10 protein-coding genes are annotated in these 19,456 nt (G+C 72.1%); 4 read left to right on the plus strand and 6 right to left on the minus strand.

Features of this window, described 5'->3' with window-relative positions:
* Positions 1-380 precede the first annotated feature (380 nt).
* Positions 381-1,592, minus strand: a complete 1,212-nt coding sequence (locus IE269_RS32155; RefSeq protein WP_189826765.1) for a S8 family peptidase — start codon at positions 1,590-1,592, stop codon at positions 381-383.
* A gap of 403 nt (positions 1,593-1,995) precedes the next feature.
* Here IE269_RS32155 and glgP point away from each other — a divergent pair, with 403 nt between their 5' ends.
* Positions 1,996-4,635 (plus strand): alpha-glucan family phosphorylase, encoded by a 2,640-nt coding sequence (gene glgP / locus IE269_RS32160; protein ID WP_189826766.1) that lies wholly within the window; start codon positions 1,996-1,998, stop codon positions 4,633-4,635.
* Here glgP and IE269_RS32165 read toward each other — a convergent pair whose 3' ends face one another.
* The 4 genes from IE269_RS32165 to yczE form a co-directional block, all read right to left on the minus strand.
* Positions 4,636-6,213: a sensor histidine kinase gene (locus IE269_RS32165; RefSeq protein ID WP_189826767.1), complete on the minus strand. Its 1,578-nt coding sequence runs from the start codon at positions 6,211-6,213 to the stop codon at positions 4,636-4,638.
* Between the two features lie 82 nt (positions 6,214-6,295).
* A complete protein-coding gene (locus tag IE269_RS32170) occupies positions 6,296-8,311 on the minus strand; it encodes a M4 family metallopeptidase (protein ID WP_189826768.1) in 2,016 nt (671 codons plus the stop codon).
* A gap of 503 nt (positions 8,312-8,814) precedes the next feature.
* Positions 8,815-9,387 (minus strand): NADPH-dependent FMN reductase, encoded by a 573-nt coding sequence (locus tag IE269_RS32175; protein WP_189826769.1) that lies wholly within the window; start codon positions 9,385-9,387, stop codon positions 8,815-8,817.
* A gap of 29 nt (positions 9,388-9,416) precedes the next feature.
* A complete protein-coding gene (yczE, locus tag IE269_RS32180) occupies positions 9,417-10,037 on the minus strand; it encodes a membrane protein YczE (protein WP_189826770.1) in 621 nt (206 codons plus the stop codon).
* Positions 10,038-10,132: 95 nt separating this feature from the next.
* Between yczE and IE269_RS32185 the strand changes: the two genes are divergently transcribed.
* The 3 genes from IE269_RS32185 to IE269_RS32195 all read left to right on the plus strand — a co-directional run bounded on the left by IE269_RS32185 (position 10,133) and on the right by IE269_RS32195 (position 15,498).
* The gene (locus tag IE269_RS32185) at positions 10,133-10,630 is read left to right on the plus strand and encodes a MarR family winged helix-turn-helix transcriptional regulator (protein ID WP_229898380.1); all 498 of its coding nucleotides are present in this window, start codon (positions 10,133-10,135) and stop codon (positions 10,628-10,630) included.
* Between the two features lie 193 nt (positions 10,631-10,823).
* Complete coding sequence (locus tag IE269_RS32190) at positions 10,824-11,999, plus strand: NYN domain-containing protein (RefSeq protein ID WP_229898379.1); 1,176 nt, start codon at positions 10,824-10,826, stop codon at positions 11,997-11,999.
* A 70-nt stretch (positions 12,000-12,069) separates the two neighbouring features.
* Positions 12,070-15,498, plus strand: coding sequence for a serine/threonine-protein kinase (locus IE269_RS32195; RefSeq protein ID WP_189826771.1), 3,429 nt, complete (start codon positions 12,070-12,072; stop codon positions 15,496-15,498).
* A gap of 83 nt (positions 15,499-15,581) precedes the next feature.
* On the opposite strand, the gene IE269_RS43870 is transcribed toward IE269_RS32195, so the two are convergent.
* The gene (locus tag IE269_RS43870) at positions 15,582-19,328 is read right to left on the minus strand and encodes an ABC transporter ATP-binding protein (protein WP_474184277.1); all 3,747 of its coding nucleotides are present in this window, start codon (positions 19,326-19,328) and stop codon (positions 15,582-15,584) included.
* Between the last annotated feature and the right edge of the window lie 128 nt (positions 19,329-19,456).

Consider the following 19,456-nt stretch of genomic DNA (forward strand, 5'->3'; position numbering starts at 1 on the left):
GACGGGTCACGATGCCTACGGGGGCGCGCTCTTTGTAGCCGTTCCTTGCTCGGGGTGCTCGTCTTGCGGGCTGCGGGCATGACCGCTCCTGTCAGCGTTCACTCGGCTGGCGGGGGTGCGAGGCGATCCGGGGGGTGCTGCGCGATCCGGGAGCGCCGGAGCTCCGGTGTCCCGGAGCGAGGCGTTCTGGTGTTCTCCTCATCGGGTACCGGGGGAGGCTTCCCTTACACGGGTGGGCGTCAATCCGGCCTTTTGTTAACTACTGACGCGTAACGGCGCACGGTGCATCTGACGAGGCGAAAAGCAAAGGGGCCCCGCCGTTCGCGACGAGACCCGTTTGCTCAACCTTCAGTCATATATGGCCAGTTGTTGACCCCCGACTACGGGTTGTTCACCTGGAGGAGCCGGTTCGGGGAACCCAGCCCCGGGTCCTTCACCTTTCCCTTCACGGCCCGGTCCGTGAGCGCCTTGCTCACCTCGGCGGGCGAGGCCCACGCGTGGTCGGCGAGGTAGAGCGCCGCCGCGCCCGTGGCGTGCGGGGCGGCCATCGACGTACCGGAGGAGAGGCCCTTCGCGGTGTCGCTGGAACTCAGGGCGGAGACGATGTCGACCCCCGGGGCGAACAGGTCGACCCGGCTGCCCCAGTTGGAGAAGCTCGCCCTGCGGTCCTTGATGTCGGTGGCGCCGACCGTGATGCCCTCCGCGACCCGGCCCGGGGAGAACAGGCTCGCGGGCAGGGTGTCGTTGCCGGCCGCGAGGACGAAGGTCACCCCGGACCTGATCGCATTGCGGACGGCAGCGTCCAGCTGGAGGTTGGCCACGCCGCCCAGACTCATGTTCGCCACCGCGGGTTTCTTCGCGTTCTTGGCCACCCAGTCGATCCCGGCGATCACCGACGCAGTCGTCCCACCCCCCTCCCCGTCCAGCACCCGCACACCCACCACTTCGGCCTTCTTCGCCACCCCGTACGTCTCTCCGACGGCCGTCGCGGCGACATGCGTGCCGTGCCCGTTGGCGTCCTGGGCGACGGGATCGTCTTCCACGAAGTCCCACCCGCTGGAGGCGCGTCCGCCGAAGTCCTGGTGGGTGGTGCGCAGGCCCGAGTCGATGACGTACACGTGGACACCCGCACCGGCGCTCTCGGGCCAGGTGTACGACTTGTCCAGCGGAAGGTTGTCCTGGTCGATCCGGTCGAGCCCCCAGGACGGCGGATTCTTCTGCGTGTGCTTCAACGAGACGGTGGTGTCCTGCACCACGGAAGCCACCTTCGGATCCCCGGCCAGCTTCCTCGCCTGCGCCGAACTCACCTTCACCGCGTAGCCGTTGAGTGCACGGCTGTACGTGTGGCGGATTTTCGCCCCGTACTTCGCGGCGAGCTTCTTCCCCGCCTCGGAGGGTGCGGTGACCCCTCCCTTCAACGTGACGATGTAACTGTTTCCGACGGAACCGGCGGCCCCGGCCCCCAGTATTCGCCCCTCCGCCGCCGGAGCGGCGGCCTGAGCAGGCATGGTGATGGCCGAAACTCCCGCTGCCAGGGCGACGGCGACACAGCCTCCGGCCACTCGCATGCGGTGCTGTCGATGAGGTGCCATGTGCGAGGTTTCCCCTCCTCAACCGAGCGCCCCGGACCCGGAATCCGCCCGGACCGCACTTGTCACCCTCTCGTGCGGTGTGAACCCCAACAACCCCCCCGGAGGGGGCGGAACCGGCCATATCGCGCGCCATGCTTTCCGCGCCCCACAGGGGCGCGGGGAACTGCGCGAGCAACCACCCACCCAGCCGCGCGGCGAGCGCTTTAGGCGAAGGGGCGGGACCGGGGCGAATCCCGGGGGTCCGGGGGCAGCGCCCCCGGCACGAACAGCACCCCCCACCCACCCGCACCCACCACGCGCCATGGAGGCCACCGGCCACCCGGGCTTACCGTCAAAAGGAATGCCCCCGCGCGCCCCCGTGGCGCGCCCACCCGGAACCCGACCCCCCTGCAAAGGTGGCCCCGTGAAGGCAATCCGTCGGTTCACCGTGCGTCCCGTCCTCCCCGACCCCCTCCGCCCGCTCAGCGACCTCGCCCGCAACCTCCGCTGGTCCTGGCATACCGACACCCGGGAGCTGTTCCAGTCCATCGACCCGGACGGCTGGCACGCCTCCGCCGAGGACCCGGTACGCCTCCTGGGCACCGTCTCCGCCGAACGCCTCGCCGCCCTGGCCCAGGACCGCCGCTTCCTGCGCAGGCTCCAGGCCGTCGCCGACGACCTCGCCGACTACCTGGGCGGACGCCGCTGGTACCAGAACCAGCAGAACCGGCAAGGCACCGAACCCCCCACCGCCATTGCCTACTTCTCCCCGGAGTTCGGCGTCACCGCCGCCCTCCCCCAGTACTCCGGCGGCCTCGGCATCCTCGCCGGCGACCACCTCAAGGCCGCCAGCGACCTCGGCGTCCCCCTGATCGGCGTCGGCCTCCTCTACCGGCACGGCTACTTCCGCCAGTCCCTCTCCCGGGACGGCTGGCAGCAGGAGCACTACCCGGTCCTCGACCCGAACGAGCTCCCCGTATCCCTCCTCCGCGAGGCCGACGGCACCCCCTGCCGGATCTCCCTGGCCCTGCCCGGCGGCCGCTCCCTGCACGCCAACATCTGGCAGGCCCACGTCGGCCGCGTCCCCCTCCTGATGCTGGACTCGGACGTCGAGGAGAACGGCCCCGGCGAACGCGACGTCACCGACCGCCTCTACGGCGGCGGCAGCGAGCACCGCCTCCTCCAGGAGATGCTGCTCGGCATCGGCGGTGTCCGCGCGGTCCGCTCGTACTGCCGGCTCACCCACCACCCCGAACCCGAGGTCTTCCACACCAACGAGGGCCACGCGGGCTTCCTCGGCCTGGAACGCATCCGCGAACTCGGCACACAGGGACTCGACTTCGACTCCGCCCTGGAATCCGTCCGGGCCGGCACCCTCTTCACCACCCACACCCCCGTCCCCGCCGGAATCGACCGCTTCGACCGCGAACTCGTCGCCCGCCACTTCGGCCACGACGGCGAACTCCCCGGCGTCGACGTCGAACGCGTCCTGGCGCTCGGCATGGAGACCTACCCCGGCGGCGAGCCCAACCTCTTCAACATGGCCGTGATGGGCCTGCGCCTGGCCCAGCGCGCCAACGGCGTCTCCACCCTGCACGGCTCGGTGAGCCGGGGCATGTTCGCCGGGCTGTGGCCGGGCTTCGACCCCGACGAGGTACCGATCACCTCCGTCACCAACGGCGTCCACGCCCCCACCTGGGTCGCCCCCGAGGTCGTACGCCTCGGCGCCCAGCAGATCGGCGCGGGCCGCACGGAGGACGCCCTGTCCGTCGGCGGCTCCCCGCGCTGGGACGCCGTCGCCGACATCGGCGACGCGGAGATCTGGGACCTGCGCCGCACGCTGCGCGAGAACCTGGTCCACGAGGTGCGGGGCCGCCTGCGCGCCTCCTGGCTCCAGCGCGGCGCGGTCGACGCCGAACTCGGCTGGATCGACGGGGTGTTGGACCCCGACGTCCTCACCATCGGCTTCGCCCGCCGCGTCCCCTCGTACAAGCGCCTGACCCTGATGCTCCGCGACCGCGACCGCCTGATGGAACTCCTCCTGCACCCCGAGCGCCCCATCCAGATCGTCGTCGCGGGCAAGGCGCACCCCGCCGACGACGGCGGAAAACGCTTGGTCCAGGAACTGGTGCGGTTCGCCGACGACCCCCGGGTCAGGCACCGCATCGTCTTCCTCCCCGACTACGGCATGCGCATGGCGCAGAAGCTCTACCCGGGCTGCGACGTCTGGCTCAACAACCCGCTGCGCCCCCTGGAGGCGTGCGGCACCAGCGGAATGAAGGCCGCCCTCAACGGCTGTCTCAACCTCTCCGTCCTGGACGGCTGGTGGGACGAGTGGTTCGAGCCGGACTTCGGCTGGGCGATCCCGACCGCCGACGGCGCGGCCGCCGACGAGGACCGCCGCGACGACCTCGAAGCCAACGCCCTCTACGAGCTGATCGAACAGCGCGTCGCCCCCCGCTTCTACGAGAAGGGCCGGGCCCAGCTCCCCGACCGCTGGATCCAGATGGTCCGCCAGACACTCGTCACCCTCGGCCCGAAGGTGCTCGCCGGGCGGATGGTGCGCGAGTACGTGGAGCGGCTGTACGCACCGGCCGCGCTCGCCCACCGGGCGCTCGGCCCGTCCACCGCACGGGAGTTGGCGGCCTGGAAGTCCCGGGTGCGCGCGGCCTGGCCGGGCGTGGCGGTCGACCACGTGGAGGCGGTCGCCGCCACCGCCGTCAACGGCACCGCCGAACTGGGATCGACCCTGTCCCTGCGCGTACGGGCCGGGCTCGGCGACCTCGGGCCCGAGGACGTGGAGGTGCAGGCGGTCGCGGGACGCGTCGACTCCGAGGACCGGATCACCGGCGCACAGACCTTCCCGCTGAAGCCCGCATCCGGCCCCGACCTGGAGGGCCGCTGGACGTACGAGGGCCCGCTCGCCCTCGACCGGACGGGCCCGTACGGCTACACGGTCCGGGTGCTGCCCGCCCACCGGCTGCTGGCGAGCGGCGCGGACCTGGGGCTGGTGGCTCTTCCGACCGAGGCGACGGGGGAGGGAGCCGGGGTACTCATGCGCTAGCTACCGCAGCTCTTCGTTCGGTACGTCGTCGACGAGGTCCTTCGCGGCGAGCGTCCCGTTCGTGAAGCACAGCCGGTAGACGGGAGTCGTCTCGAACCGGTCCGTGCGGAAGTACGTGCAGGTGTCGGTTCCGGCGGGTTCGGGGCCGACACCTGCGGGCGGTCCGTCCAGCGGGTGGTCCGGGAGGAGCTCCCCCAGCGCCTCCCGCCTCTCTCCGAGGTGTACGCGGTCGAACTGGTCTCGGGTGAGCACCGACCGCGACGCCCCGTACTCCTGGTACGCGAGCATCAGCGCCCCGAGTGCGGCGACCACCGCCGCCGGAGCCACGATTGCCTGCACAAGCCCCCGCCGCACCTGGAGCCGGGCCCGGCTCAACTCCCTCTCCGCAACCGGCGCTTGAGGGGTGCGCGGCACCGGGATCCCCGCGAGCGGCAGATGCGCGGCGACCGCGAAGCCGCCGTCCGGAGTGGGGCCGTGGGTGAGGGTGCCGCCCGCGAGGCGGACGCGCTCGTCCAGGCCCACCAGACCGGTGCCGCCCGACGCGAGGCCGGGGGAGGGGGCGGCGCCCGGAGGGGCGGGGTGAGTGACGGTCACCGAGAGGGCCTGCGCCTTGGCATCCCGTACGATCCGCATCCGTACCGGAGCACCCGGCGCATGCTTGGTGGCATTCGTCAGGGCCTCTTGGGCGACCCGGTGCGCGGCCCGCGCGACCATGTCGGGGACCGCCAACTCCGGCCCCTCCTCGAGCAGTTCCACGCTCAGCCCCGAATCCTCCGCCCGCCGCACCAGCTCCGTGACCGTCTCGCCGGCCGGTGTCGTCGGCGCGCCCTCGCCGTCCTCGCGCAGGACGCCCACGATGTCGCGCAGACGGGCGGTGGCGTCGGCGGCGGCGAGACGCAGCTCACCTGCGGCGCGCTGTTCGGCGGGCGGGAGGTGGCGGTTGACCTCCAGGGCGGCGGCCCGTACCGCGATCAGGGAGAGCTCGTGGCCGAGGGAGTCGTGCATGTCGCCCGCGATGCGGGAGCGCTCGCGCAGCCGCTCCCGGTCGGCGACGGCCCGCTGTTCGCGCTCCATCCGGTCCGCCAACTCCCACCCGTTGGCGACCAGTTGGGCATAGCGGCGGACGTAGCGGCCGATCAGCCACGGCACCACGACCTGGAGCAGCAGCGAGGTCAGCTGGGCGAACCACACCCACAACTTGTCGTCGTACGTCAGGCTCAGCGCGAGCCCCGCCGCCGCGTAGGCGGCGAAGACCAGCACGGCGGGCCGCACCCGGGCGTCGTGGCGGCCCGCGAGGAAGGCGAAGAGGCACATCGCGACGGTGTACGACGGGGTGAACAGCTCCGGGCTGCGCAGGGCACTGCACGCCACCGTCACCGTCAGCGAGACCAGCGGCGCGCGGCGGCACAGCAGGACACCGAGGCCGAGCGCTGCGACCCCGGCGGCCATCCGGGGCCAGGACCCGCCGTCGTTGGGGTCCTCCTTCATCGTGACGAAGAAGCTCAGGCAGACCCACAGGGCGAGGTCGAGCAGCAGGGCGCGGCGGGAGTCGCGGCGCAGGGCGGATATGACGTGCATGGGGAGAACGTAAGTGGTGCCCGGGACCGCCGACGGTCCCGGGCACCACTGTCATGTCGTACGAGAGCCTGCCTTCAGCCGGTCAGAAGGTCAGCTTCCAGCTGTTGATGTAGCCGACGTCCTGGGACGCCTTGTCCTGGACGCGGAGCTTCCAGGTGCCGTTGGCGACCTCGGAGGAGGCGTTCACGGTGTAGGACTTGACCAGGTTGTCCGCGCTGCCGCCGGACCGGTTGTGCAGGTTGTAGACCGAGCCGTCCGGCGCGATCAGGTCGACCACCAGGTCGCCGATGTAGGTGTGGACGATGTTCACGTCGACCTTGAGGGTCGACGGGGCGTTGCCGGTGACGCCGGTGACGGTCACCGGGGAGGTGCCGGTGCCGTTGTCCGGCACGGTGACGTCAGCGGTGTTCTCGAAGACCTTGCCGGTCGGCGGGTTGCCGTCGTCCGGACGGCTGCCGACGTTGATCGCGGCCCAGGCGTGCTCGACGCCCTTGACCTCCGGGCTGCCCGCGCCGTACAGCTCGGTCGCCGCGGCCACCGTACCGACGCGCGCGTTGGCGTAGTTGGTGTTCGCCGTGAACTTCGTGGTCAGCGCGCGGAACCAGATCTTCTCGGCCTTGTCGCGGCCGATGCCGACGACCGGCTTGCCGTCGGAGGTCGGCGAGTCGTACGAGGTGCCGTTGATGACCTTCGCGCCGCTGCCCTCGGACAGCAGGTAGAAGAAGTGGTTGGCCGGGCCCGAGGAGTAGTGGACGTCGATGTTGCCGATGCCCGAGTACCAGGCGTCCTTCGACGCGCCGTCCTTGGACGGCTTGTCCATGTAGCGCAGCGGGGTGCCGTTGCCGTTGATGTCGATCTTCTCGCCGACCAGGTAGTCGCCCTTGTCGGTGGCGTTGTTGGCGTTGAACTCGACGGCCGCCGCGAAGATGTCGGAGGTCGCCTCGTTCAGGCCGCCGGACTCGCCGGAGTAGACCAGCTTGGCGGTGACCGAGGTGACGCCGTGCGTCATCTCGTGCGCGGCCACGTCGATCGAGGTCAGCGGCTTGTTGTTGCCCTGGCCGTCGCCGTAGGTCATGCAGAAGCAGGAGTCCTGCCAGAAGGCGTTGACGTACGCGTTGCCGTAGTGGACCCGGGAGTACGCGCCGACGCCGTCACCGCGGATGCCGGTGCGGCCATGCACGTTCTTGTAGTAGTCCCAGGTGAGACCCGCGCCGTAGGCGGCGTCCGCGCCGGCCGTCTCACGGTTCGACGGCAGTCCGTTGCCCCAGGTGTCGTCCGGGCCGGAGAAGAGGGTGCCGGTGCCCGAGGAGCCGCCGTTGAGGTCGTACGTCTTGTGGTTGCCGCGCCCGCCGTCGGTGAGGTTGTACGTCGAACCCGACTGGGTCGATCCGACCGTCACCTGGCCGCTGTACTGGGTGTTGCCGACACCGTTCTCGACGGCCTGCCACTCGTACAGCTTGGCGCCCGTGGCCGCGTCGGTGACGACGTGCAGCTCGTTGGGGGTGCCGTCGTGCTGGAACCCGCCGACGACGGTCTCGAACGCGAGGACCGGCGAGCCGGAGCCCATCCACACCACCTGGCGGGGGGCGATCGACGCCTTCGTCTTGTCGGAGCCCTCCGCCTTCGCGAGGCCGAGTGCCTGCTTCTCGGCGGCCGCGGGGGCGATCTTCGGGGCCGCGGCGATGCCCTGGAGCTTCGCCGTGGTGGAGCGGGAGACGCCCTGGGTGGCGGCGGACTTGTCCTTCTTGACGACCAGGTCGCCACCGAGGACGGGAAGGCCGTCGTAGGTGCGCTCGTAGCGGGTGTGGGTGGTGCCGTCCACATCCTGCTGCACATCGCGGACGACGAGCGCCTCCTTCGCGCCGAGGCCGAGCTCCTTGGCGGTGGCCGCCTTGGTCTCGTTCGCCTTGGCGAGCAGGGCGGCACGCTGCGCCGGGGTGAGCTTCGCCGGCTGCGCCCCCGGGTTGGGCTTGGCGGCGGCGGGGGCGGCCTGCGCGTTGTCGGCGCTGGCGGAACCCGTCTGCATGCCGACGAGCAGGGCTGCGGCGGCGAGCAGTGCGCCGGTGGCCGTGGCGCGCTTGCGGTGCGTGGATCTCACGCGGACTCCTTCTGCGAGGGGGGTACCGGACGGCTGGGTGAGGCCGGCCGGGCAGTGCGTGCAGAGCAGGCAGAGCAGTGGTGCGTGGGGAAGCGGTGGTGCGTTGGAACGTCGGAAGAGTGGCAGCCGGACCGGGGTTGTGTCAGGACCGCGTCAACAACTTGGCCGGAAGCGGTTCGTTGCCCGCAAGGTCATGTTCGGTATCCGGATCGTTTGCCTGTGCGTAAGGAATGCGTCAGTGCGGCTGCGTAGGCGCTCGTACGGATGCGGGGTGCGCTGCCATCGCAAACGGGGCGGGGGGCGGGGGCGCGTCCGGGCCCGCGGAAGGGACGCCTCCACGGGAGGGTCGCGACTTCCCCGCATGGCTGAAATCTTGTGCCGGGTGAGGCCAATTATGTTGCAGGCGTGTGAAGTTGAGGGTGCGGCACGACCATACCCGGGTTGTTGTGGGGGCCACGTGGAGGGGTCCCCCTCGCCCTTTGGGGGGCGAGGGGAGGTGCTTCTCAGGCGCCGGCCCGCACCCCCGCCCCCTCCAGGGCCAGTTCCGCGACCCCGGCGAGTACGGCCTGGGCCCCCGCCGTGAACTCCGGTGTCGCGTGGAAGGCGCCGTCCGACACCAGGTCCTCGATGCCCGGCACGGACAGCGTCGGCGTTGCCGGGCGCAGGCCCACCCGGTCCAGGACCGGCCGGAGCATCTCGATCGCCGGAGCGCCCCCGGAGGGCCCCGCGCTGTAGCTGATCAGGCCGACCGGCTTGTCCTGCCATTCGGCGTAGAGGGAGTCGATCGCGTTCTTGAGCGGCGCGGTGAAGCCGCCGTTGTACATCGGCAGGACGAAGACGAAGGCGTCGGCGGGGAAGATCAGCTCGCTCCAGGCCCGGGTGTGCGGATGCGCGTACCGACCCGTCGACGGGTACTCCGGCTCGTCCAGGAAGGGCAGCGCCACCTCCGCGAGGTCGACCGTCGTCACCTCGAACTCGGTCCGGGCCGCGGCGAGTTCCGCGATCCACCGGGCCAGCGGCCTCCCGGACGAGGTGGGGCGGGTGCTTGCGGACAGGACGTACAGGCGAGAAGGCATGGGGGGGAATCCTTTGTGGAAGAGCGAAATCAAGAAGGGAGCGTGAAGCGCTTCAGGGCCGGTTGGGCCAGCGGGCCTATCGCCACCGCGAAGAGGACCGTCCCGACGCCCACCGTCCCGCCGAGCAGCCAGCCCGCCGCCAGGACGGTCAGCTCGATGCCCGTGCGGGCCAAGCGGATGGAGACGCCCCGGCCGGCCAGGCCCGTCATCAGGCCGTCGCGCGGACCGGGCCCGAGCCCCGCCCCCACGTACAGCCCGGTCGCCACCGCGTTGAGCGCGATCCCGGCGAGCAGGAGTGCCACCCGCGCCGCCAGGCCGTCGAAGGACTCCGGCAGCAGCGCGAGCGTCGCGTCCGCGACCAGGCCGACGACCAGGATGTTGCACACGGTGCCCACGCCCGGCCGCACTTTCAGCGGTATCCAGGCCAGCAGCACCAGCACACCGACCCCGTTCACGACGAGCCCGAACGAGATCCCGGTGCTGCGGGACAGCCCCTGGTGGAGTACGTCCCAGGAGGCGACACCCAGACCCGCCACGACCATCAGCGCCATGCTGACGCCGAACAGGACGAGCCCCAGGGCGAGTTGTGCCGCCCGGCGGCTCCGCGAGGCGGGGTGCGGCCGGTCCTGTTTCTGCCCGGTGGTGGCCACGGCGCCCCGTCCCGTCGAATGAATGGTTGACGTGTCATCAATAACGTAGGGGTGATATCGATGACGTGTCAACCATTTCCCGGTAGGCTGTCCCCGTGACCTCCGAACCCCGCTGGCTGACCGACACCGAACAGCGCACCTGGCAGGCCTACCGCCGTATGCAGCTCCTGCTCGGCGCGCAGGTCTCCCGCGACCTGAACGCCGACAGCGGCCTCTCGGACGCCGACTACGACGTCCTCTCCCACCTCGGCTTCTCGGACCGGAATCGTTGCCAGATCAGCGAGTTGGCGGACCGCATGCTGTGGTCGCGCAGTCGCCTCTCCCACCACCTGACGCGGATGCAGCAGCGCGGTCTTGTCGTACGGGAGGGCTGCGCGAGCGACGCCCGGTGCTCGGAGGTCGTCCTCACGGCCGAGGGCCTGCGCACGCTGGAGGAGGCCGCTCCGCTGCACGTGGAGTCCGTACGCCGCAACTTCATCGACCTGCTCACCCCCGAGCAGCACGCCGCCTTCGCGGAGATCGGCGAGGTTGTCGTCCGCCATCTCTCCGCCGGCGCGGAGCCGCGCGCGAAGAAGTCACGGGGCGCGGCGTAGTCGAGCAGAAGAAGGGCCCGGCGCCCTCGCGTGAGGATGCCGGTTCCCGGTGCTCTGCCGATCGGCATAGGCGACCGCCCGGGGCCCCGGCAGATCTGCCGATCAGCGGATGTCCCGCGCGGGCCGTGCTTGACAGCCTTGGGGGCGACGGAGCGGAGAAGCTCCCCCGGCTCCCCCGAGGAGGCTGTCGACCATGGTCAGTACGACGAAGGTCAGTACGACGAAGCGCAGGGTGCACGTGATCAGCCCGGCTCCTGCCCCGCCCCGGAAGGCCCGCGTCCGGGCGGAAGGTCCCGGCCGGTTCCGGCGGTTGTGGTCCCGGTGGCCGCACTGGGCGCTGCCCGCCGCGCTCGGCTGGACCCTGCTGTACGGCGCGGCCCACGTCTACTGGGCGCTCGGCGGGGCCGCGTACCCCTTCGCCGAGGTCCACGAGGACCGCGCCTCGGCCTCGGTCCTCGACCCGAGCCCGGTGGGGATCGTCTCCCCTGCGTTCGCGGCTCTGTGCGCGGTCGCGGTGGGGGTCGGGGTGCTGATGTGGCGTCAGCAGCGGGCAGGGCGCGCGGTGTCGCGGCGGGTGCGGGCCGCCGTGATCGGCTTCGGGTGGGTGATGGCGGGGCTGCTGGCCCTCGTCGTACCGGACTACACGCTGATCATGGTGGTGGCCTTCGCGCCGCTGATCGTGGTGTTCGCGTTCACCGGACTGCCGGGGCCGCAGGGCGGGTTGGAGGACCTGCTGTACTGGCACCGCGACCACCTCGTCATCGTCTTTGTCGGCGGACTGCTCTGGGCCCTCGCCACCCTCGCGTACCAGCGCCGTACCGCCCACCGCTGCACCAACTGCGGGCGCGGCCACCGGGCGGCCGCCGCCTGGACCTCGCCCGAACGCGCCCTGCGCTGGGGGCGCAAGGCCGTGTGGGTGGCGGTGCTCGCGACGATCCCGTACGACCTGACCCGCCTGGCCTGGTACTTCGGGTACCCGCTGGGGATCTCGGAGGAGTTCCTGAAGGAGATGCAGGACACCCCCGGCATGCTCGCCATCGGGCTGGGGCTCGGGATCCTGTCCACGCTGGGCAGCCTGCTCACCCACGGGCTCGTCAGCCGGTGGGGCGAGGTGTGGCCCCGGTGGGTGTGGTTCAGGGCGGGACGGCCGATCGACCCCCGGACCGCGATCATCCCGGCGTCGCTCGTGGCGCTGGTGCTCGTCCCCGGCGGGCTCATGAACCTCCGCAGCGGCGGCATCGACGCCCAGATGTGGGGCACGAACGGGCCGATGCTGTTCTGGGTGGTGTGGGGCGTGGCGCTCGGCGCGGCGACGTACTCCTACTACCTGCGGCGGCGCACCGCCTGCGGCAGCTGCCTCCGTGGGTGACCTTCGCGGGGGCAACTGCCCGGTCATCTCGGGGAGTTAGGATCCGGCGTCCGAACGGGAGGGGGAGATCATGAGCGAGGTCCCGTGGCTGTGGCGGGTGGGGGACGTTGTCGCCGGGCTCTACGAGGTGACCGCCGTGCACGACGGCGGCGGGATGGGCGTGGTCTACAAGGTCCGGCACCGGGTCTGGGACGTCGACCTCGCCGTCAAGAGCCCGCGGCCGGAACGGTTCCGGGGCGCCGCCGACCGTGAACTCTTCGTCGCCGAGGCCGAGTCGTGGGCCTCGCTGGGCCTGCACCCGCACGTGTGCGCCTGTCACTACGTCCGTACGCTCGGGGAGGTTCCGCGGATCTTCGCCGAGTACGTCGAGGGCGGCAGCCTGCGCGACTGGATCCACGACCGCCGGCTGTACGAGGGCGGGCGGCAGGCGGCCCAGGCCCGCATCCTGGACACGGCGATCCAGGTCGCCTGGGGGCTGGCGCACGCCCACGACCGGGGGCTCGTGCACCAGGACGTCAAACCGGCCAACGTCCTCCTGGACACCGCCGGCACGGCCAAGGTCACCGACTTCGGGCTGGCCAGGACCCGGCCCGTCACCGCCCCCGCCCCCGACGGCACGCCGGGACTCAGCGTGCCGGTGCCCGGCGGCGGGCTCACCCCCGCCTACGCCTCCCCGGAGCAGGCCACCGGGCGCCCCCTGGGACGACGTACCGACATCTACAGCTTCGCCGTGTCGGTGCTGGAGATGTTCACCGGTGGAGTGACCTGGATGCTCGGAGCGGTGGCGGGCGAGGCGCTCGCCCACTACCGCACCGCAGGGCCGCCCGACCCGGACCTGCCCCCCATGCCGGACTACCTGCACACCCTCCTCGCCCGGTGCCTCGACGAACGGCCCGAGCGCAGACCCGCCTCGATGAACGAGGTCGCCGGTCAACTGGCCCGCATATACCGGCGGTTGACGGGCGCTCCCTACCCCCGACCCGCCCCCACGGCCGCCGACCTGCGCGCCGACGAACTCGGCAACCGCGCCCTGTCCCTCCTGGACCTCGGCCGTGAGACCGACGCCGACGCGGCGTTCGCGGCAGCCCTGGCCGCCGACCCGCGCCACCTGGAGACCACGTACAACACCGGAGTACGGCGATGGCGGCGCGGCGCGACCTCCGACCAGGAACTCGTCGCCGAGATCGAGACCGTACGGGCCGACACCGGCGACACCTGGCAGGCCCGGCACCTCCTCGCCCAGGTGCACATGGAACGCGGCGACCTCGCCTCGGCCCGCGAACTCCTGGACGGAGCCGTACGGGAACAGCCCGAGGCGCACGCGACCCTGCGCGCCCTCGACTCCGGCCGGATCACCGACGCCCGCTGCGTCACCGCCCTCGACATGCCCTGGCTGAGGGACGCACCGCCGCGCACCAAGCTCCCGATCCGGCTCAGCCACGACGCCACCCGGGCGCTGACCGGGGAGGCGGACGGCACGGTGCGGCTGTGGGAGCTGGACACCGGGCAGTGCCTCCTGACGCTGACCGGGCACAGCGGGCCCGTGCAGTCGGTCGACCTCAGCGCCACGCACGCGATCTCCGTCGGCCGGGACGGCACCGTACGGCTGTGGGACCTGGCCGACGGCCAGTGCCTGCGGGTCGTTCCCGCGCAGGCCGGGGCGGCGTGCTTCGGGCTGGGCGGGCGGGTCGCGATCCACTCGGACTCGTACGGCAGATCGCATGTGTGGGACGTCGGCGACGAGCGCGTACGGGGGACGCTGAAGGGCCGGGGCGGGCTCCGCGCGCCGCGCGTCAGCCCGGACGGGCGGTGGGCCCTGATCGCCGAGCCCGGGTCCCGGTCCACCATCGAGGTGTGGGACCTGGAGGACTGCCGCCTGAGGCACGAACTCACCGGCCACGGGGCGGGGTTGGCCTGCCCGATCGGGTTCAGTCACGACGGGCGGCTCGCGATCACCGGGACGCTCGGCGGGCCGATCCGCCTGTGGGACCTGCGCGAAGGCCGGTGCGTGCGGGTGCTGGAGGACGCCCGCGCGGGCGACACCGGATCCCTCAGCGCCGACGGTCGCTCCCTGCTGTCCGGCCACGGCACGTTCCTGCGCTTCTGGGACCTGGACACCGGTCGCTGCGTACGGACCTTCACCGCGCACCGGGGCGGGGTGCGGGCCGTCCGGCTCGACCCCGACGGGCGGTCCGCGCTGTCCGTCGGCGACGACCACACCGTACGCCGGTGGAACCTGCCGCACGGCTACCGCGCCGCGCCCGTCCTCAGCCGCCCCCGCCCGCAGGCCGAGCTGAACCGGCTCGGGGAACGGGTGGACGCCATGGTCGCCGAGGCCGAACGGGCCCTGGCGGACGGCCGGTTGCCCGCCGCGCTCGACCTGCTCAGGGACGCGCGCGAGATACCGGGGCACGAGCGGGCACCGGGTGTGCTGTCCGCCTGGCGGGCCCTGGGCAGTCGTACCGTACGGACAGGACTGCGGGCGGCCTGGCCGCTGAAGGACCTCACCGGACACACCCGCGAGGTCAACGACCTCGACCTCACCGCCGACGGCCGGACCGCCGTCTCCGGCAGCGACGACGGAACGATCCGGCTGTGGGACGTCGAGAGCGGCACCTGCACCGGCGTGCTCAAGGGACACCAGAGCCAGGTGGACTCGGTGTGCCTGAGCCCCGACGGGCGGCGGCTGCTGTCCGGCGACTGGAGCGGCGTCGTCCGCCTCTGGCGGCTGGACACGGGCGACTGCCTGCTCGCCCTCCCCGGCACCCACGCGCTGCCCGACCTCCTCGTGCGGGAGGTCGCCACCGGCGGATGCGTACGGAGCGAACCCGTCACCGGGACCGCGCACGTGGGGTTCAGCGCCGACGGGCGGCTGGCGGTCGTCGGGGGCGCCGACGGGGGCGTACGGCTGTGGGACCTGGACACCGGCCGCCACCTGCGCACTCTCCGGGGCGATGAGGGTGCACCGGCCAGGGGCGGCAGCGAGGCGATCCGTGTCACCGCGCTGTGCGTCGGGGATCTCGCCGCGTCGGCGGACCGGGGCAGGATCCGCCTGTGGGACCTGGACAGCGGTCAGTGCCTGCGCGACTTCTCTGCACGGGGGGATGCCGGTTCGGTGCTCCGGGAGAAGGTGACGGCGCTGACCCTCAGCCCCGACGGCCGCCACGCGCTCTCCAGCGGGCAGGCGAGCTGGGCGCTGCGGCTGTGGGACACCACGACCGGGGAGTGCGTACGGGAATTCGAGGAGGGCGGGGGCTGGGCGACCCAGGCCCGCTTCACCACCGACGGCCGCTTCGCGTTCGCCGCCCACACGAGCGAGGTCACCGTCTGGGACGTCGGGACCGGCAAGCTCCTGCGCTCCCTGAAACTCCCCGGGAAGGGGCACCCGAGCTGCCTCGCCCTGTCCCGGGACGGGCGCTTCGTGGTGGCGGGGGACAGCGCGGGGGCCGTGCGGCGGTGGGAGCTGGACTGGGAGCTGGGGGTGCCGGGCGGGTTGTGAGGGGGGCCCGCGCGACGGTGCGCCGGGCCCCGCCCGCGTGGGAGCCGCGCTCCCGCCCCCCTCCCGGCCCGGCAGGCCGCCCCCTACACCAGGCTGTCCCGCCACGCCCTGTGCAGATCCGCGAACCGCCCCTCCCCGCCGATGAGTTCCGCCGGAGTGCCGTCCTCGACCACCCGGCCCCGCTCCATCACCAGCACCCGGTCCGCCACCTCCACCGTCGACAGGCGGTGGGCGATGACCACGGCCGTACGGCCCTTCAGCACCGTGTGCATCGCGTGCTGCACCGCCCGCTCGCCCGGGATGTCGAGGGAGCTGGTCGCCTCGTCCAGGATCAGGACCGCCGGGTCGGCCAGGAGTGCGCGGGCGAAGGCCACCAACTGGCGCTGGCCCGCCGAGATCCGGCCGCCCCTCTTGCGTACGTCCGTGTCGTAGCCGTCGGGCAGGCTCGTGATGAAGTCGTGCGCCCCGATCGCCTTCGCCGCCCGCTCGATGTCCTCCCGGGTGGCCTCCGGGCGGCCGATCGCGATGTTCTCCGCGACCGTGCCCGAGAAGAGGAAGGCCTCCTGGGTGACCATGACCACGCCACGCCGCAGTTCGGGGACGGCGAGAGAGCGCAGGTCCGTGCCGTCGAGGAGGACGCGGCCCTCGGTGGGGTCGTAGAAGCGGGCCAGCAGCTTGGCGAGTGTCGACTTTCCGGCGCCGGTCGAGCCGACCACCGCGACCGTCTCCCCGGCCGCCAGGCTCAGGTCGAAGCGGGGCAGCACCTCGCCGCCGGTGCGGTAGGCGAAGCGGACGCCGTCGAACTCGACCTTCCGGCCCGGGTGTTCGGAGTCGTTCGCGGGGAGCGCCTGGGGCGAGGCGGGCTCCGGCACCGTCGGCGTCTGGGCCAGCAGGCCCGCGACCTTCTCCAGCGACGCCGCCGCCGACTGGTAGGAGTTCAGGAACATCCCCAGCCGGTCGATCGGGTCGTACAGGCGGCGGAGGTAGAGGACGGCCGCCGCCAGCACGCCGAGCGCCAGGGTGTCCGAGGCCACCCGGTACGCGCCCCACAGCACGATCCCCGCCACCGCCGTGTTCGCGACCAGACGCGAGCAGACGACGTACCGCGCCATCTCCAACAGGCTGTCCCCGTTGGTGAGTTCATGCCTGCGGTTGAGTGCGGCGAAGGCCTCGTCGTTGGCCTTCTCGCGGCGGAACGCCCGCACCGGCCGGATCCCGTTCAGCGTCTCCGCGAACTTCACGATCACCGCCGCCACGGCCGTCGACCGCGCCCCGAACACGACCCCGACCCGGCGCCGGTACATCCGTATCAGCAGATACAGCGGTACGAACGACGCCACCGCCACCCCGCCCAGACCCAGGTCCAGCCACAGCAGCATGGCCGAGATCGAGACGAAGGACAGGACCACGCCGATGAGTTCCTGGAGGCCCTCGGAGAGCAGTTCGCGCAGCGACTCGACGTCGGTCGTGGAGCGGGAGATGAGCCGGCCCGAGGTGTAGCGCTCGTGGAAGTCCACGCTGAGTGCCTGCGCATGGCGGAAGATCCGGCCGCGCAGGTCGAGCAGGACGTCCTGGTTGAGGCGGGCCGACACCATCAGGAACGCGTACTGGAGGCCGCCCGCCGCCGCCGAGCAGATCAGATAGCCGACCGCCACCGCGATCAGCGGCCCGTAGTTCTCCTCCCGGAAGGCCGGCACGCCCCGGTCGATCGCGTACGCCACGAGCAGCGGACCCGCCTGCACCGCCACCTGCTGGAGCAGCAGCAGGACCACACCGAGCGCCACCCGGCCACGGCCCGCGTGCAGCAGCGAGCGCAGCAGGCGGCCGGTGGCGCCGGGCGGGGAGGGGAGGTCGTCCTTGTCGAAGAGGTCGTCGGCGGCCTTGGTCCGTATCTCCTCGGACGACTCGGCCGACTCGGACGACTCGGTCCCCTCGGCGTCGTCCGCGGCCCTTGCGGGCTTCTCCTGGTCGATGGTGGTCACGCGTCCGCCCCCTCGTGAGTCCTCTCGCCCGACATCAGCCAGGCGTACTCCGCACTGTCCCGCAGCAGTTCCTGATGCGTACCGACCGCCGTGATCCGCCCGCCGGACAGCAGCGCCACCCGGTCCGCCAGCAGCACCGTCGACGGCCGGTGCGCGACGACCAGCGCCGTCGTGTCCTCCAGCACCCGCCGCAGCGCCGCCTCCACCAGCGCCTCCGTGTGCACGTCGAGCGCCGACAGCGGATCGTCCAGTACGAGGAACTGCGGCTCCCCGACCACCGCCCGCGCCAGCGCCAGCCGCTGCCGCTGACCGCCGGACAGGCTCAGCCCCTGCTCGCCCACCTGCGTGTCCGCGCCTTCGGGCAGTCTGTGTACGAAGTCGGCCTGCGCGACGGAGAGCGCGCGCCGCAGCTCCGCGTCGCCCGCCTCCTTGCCCGCCCCCATCAGTACGTTCTCGCCGACCGACGCCGAGAACAGCGTCGGCTCCTCGAACGCCACCGACACCAGCTCCCGCAGCTCCGCGCGCGGCATCGCCGTGATGTCCCGCCCGTCCAGCGTGATCCGCCCGCCGGTCGCCTCGTGCAGCCGGGGCACGAGCGCGGTGAGCGTCGTCTTCCCGGACCCGGTCGCACCGACCAGCGCGAGCGTCTCGCCGGGCCGGATGTGCAGGTCGATGTGTTGCAGCAGGGGTACGGAGTCGGGCTCGGCGTCCGGGTAACGGAACTCCACGCCCTCGAAGCGGAGGCCGTCCCGAACGGAAGGCGTCGAGGAAGCGGGGGCGTCCTCCGCCTCCTCCTCCGCGTCCATCACCTCGAAGAACCGCTCCGTCGCCGTCGCCGCCTCCTGCGTCATGGCGAGCAGGAAGCCGATCGACTCCACCGGCCACCGCAGCGCCAGCGCCGTCGACAGGAACGCCACCAGGGTTCCGGCGGACAGCCCGCCGTCCGCCACCTGGATCGTGCCCAGCACCAGCGCCGCCCCGATCGCGGCCTCCGGGATGAACGTGATCATCGCCCAGATGCCCGCCAGCAGCCGCGCCTTGAGCAGCTCGGTGCCGCGCAGCTCCTGCGAGAGCTCGCGGAAGGCCTGCGACTGCGCCTTGTGCCGGCCGAAGCCCTTGATGATCCGGATACCGAGGACGCTCTCCTCGACCACCGTCGTCAGATCGCCGACCTGATCCTGCGCCTTGCGCGCAACCAGCGCGTACTTCGCCTCGAACACCGACAGCAGAATCATCAGCGGGACCACCGGCACCAGCAGCACCAGACCCAGCGACCAGTCCTGCGCCAGCAGGATCGCGAACCCGGCCAGGATCGTCGTCCCGTTCACGATCAGGAAGGTCAGCGGGAACGCCAGGAACATCCGGATCAGCATCAGATCCGTCGTCCCGCGCGACAGCACCTGCCCCGACGCCCACTTGTCGTGGAACGCCACCGGCAGCCGCTGCACATGCCGGTACAGATCCGCCCGCAGCTGCGCCTCCACCCCCGCCAGCGGCCGGGCCACCAGCCACCGCCGGAAGCCGAACAGCGCCGCCTCCACGATGCCCAGCACCAGCAGCGCGGCCGCCCCCAGCCACACCCCGCCCGGGTCCCGGTCGGCGACCGGACCGTCGACGATCCACTTCAGGACGAGCGGGAAGACGAGACTCAGACAGGACGCCACAATCGCGACAACTGCCGCACTGCCCCAGCGTATTCGCACCGGCCGTACGTACGGCCAGAGCCGCAGCAGGCCCCGCAGGGAGGACCGCTGCGGGGCTTCGGGACTCTCGGGGCTCTCGGTGGCGGGGCCGGGATCCGACTCCGTCTCGGACTCTGGGGCGGTGCGTGTATCGCTCATCGGACATGAGAGTACGAGGAGGGAACGCCGTCGCCCAGTGAGTATTCGGGGGCGCAGGGCAGCACGGCCCGTCCCGTGACGGGCGGGACACCGTACGACCCCCAGAGCCCCTACGGGTCGTACGGGGCGGATCGG

The sequence above is a fragment of the Streptomyces spiroverticillatus genome (genome assembly GCA_014650415.1).
Taxonomy (GTDB): domain Bacteria; phylum Actinomycetota; class Actinomycetes; order Streptomycetales; family Streptomycetaceae; genus Streptomyces; species Streptomyces spiroverticillatus.

Coding starts and splice junctions, on each gene's coding strand:
- IE269_RS32175 (WP_189826769.1), bottom strand. CDS start 9,387: ATGCCTTCTCGCCTGTACGTCCTGTCCGCAAGCACCCGCCCCACCTCG.
- IE269_RS32195 (WP_189826771.1), top strand. CDS start 12,070: ATGAGCGAGGTCCCGTGGCTGTGGCGGGTGGGGGACGTTGTCGCCGGG.
- IE269_RS32165 (WP_189826767.1), bottom strand. CDS start 6,213: ATGCACGTCATATCCGCCCTGCGCCGCGACTCCCGCCGCGCCCTGCTG.
- IE269_RS32190 (WP_229898379.1), top strand. CDS start 10,824: ATGGTCAGTACGACGAAGGTCAGTACGACGAAGCGCAGGGTGCACGTG.
- IE269_RS32155 (WP_189826765.1), bottom strand. CDS start 1,592: ATGGCACCTCATCGACAGCACCGCATGCGAGTGGCCGGAGGCTGTGTC.
- IE269_RS43870 (WP_474184277.1), bottom strand. CDS start 19,328: ATGTCCGATGAGCGATACACGCACCGCCCCAGAGTCCGAGACGGAGTC.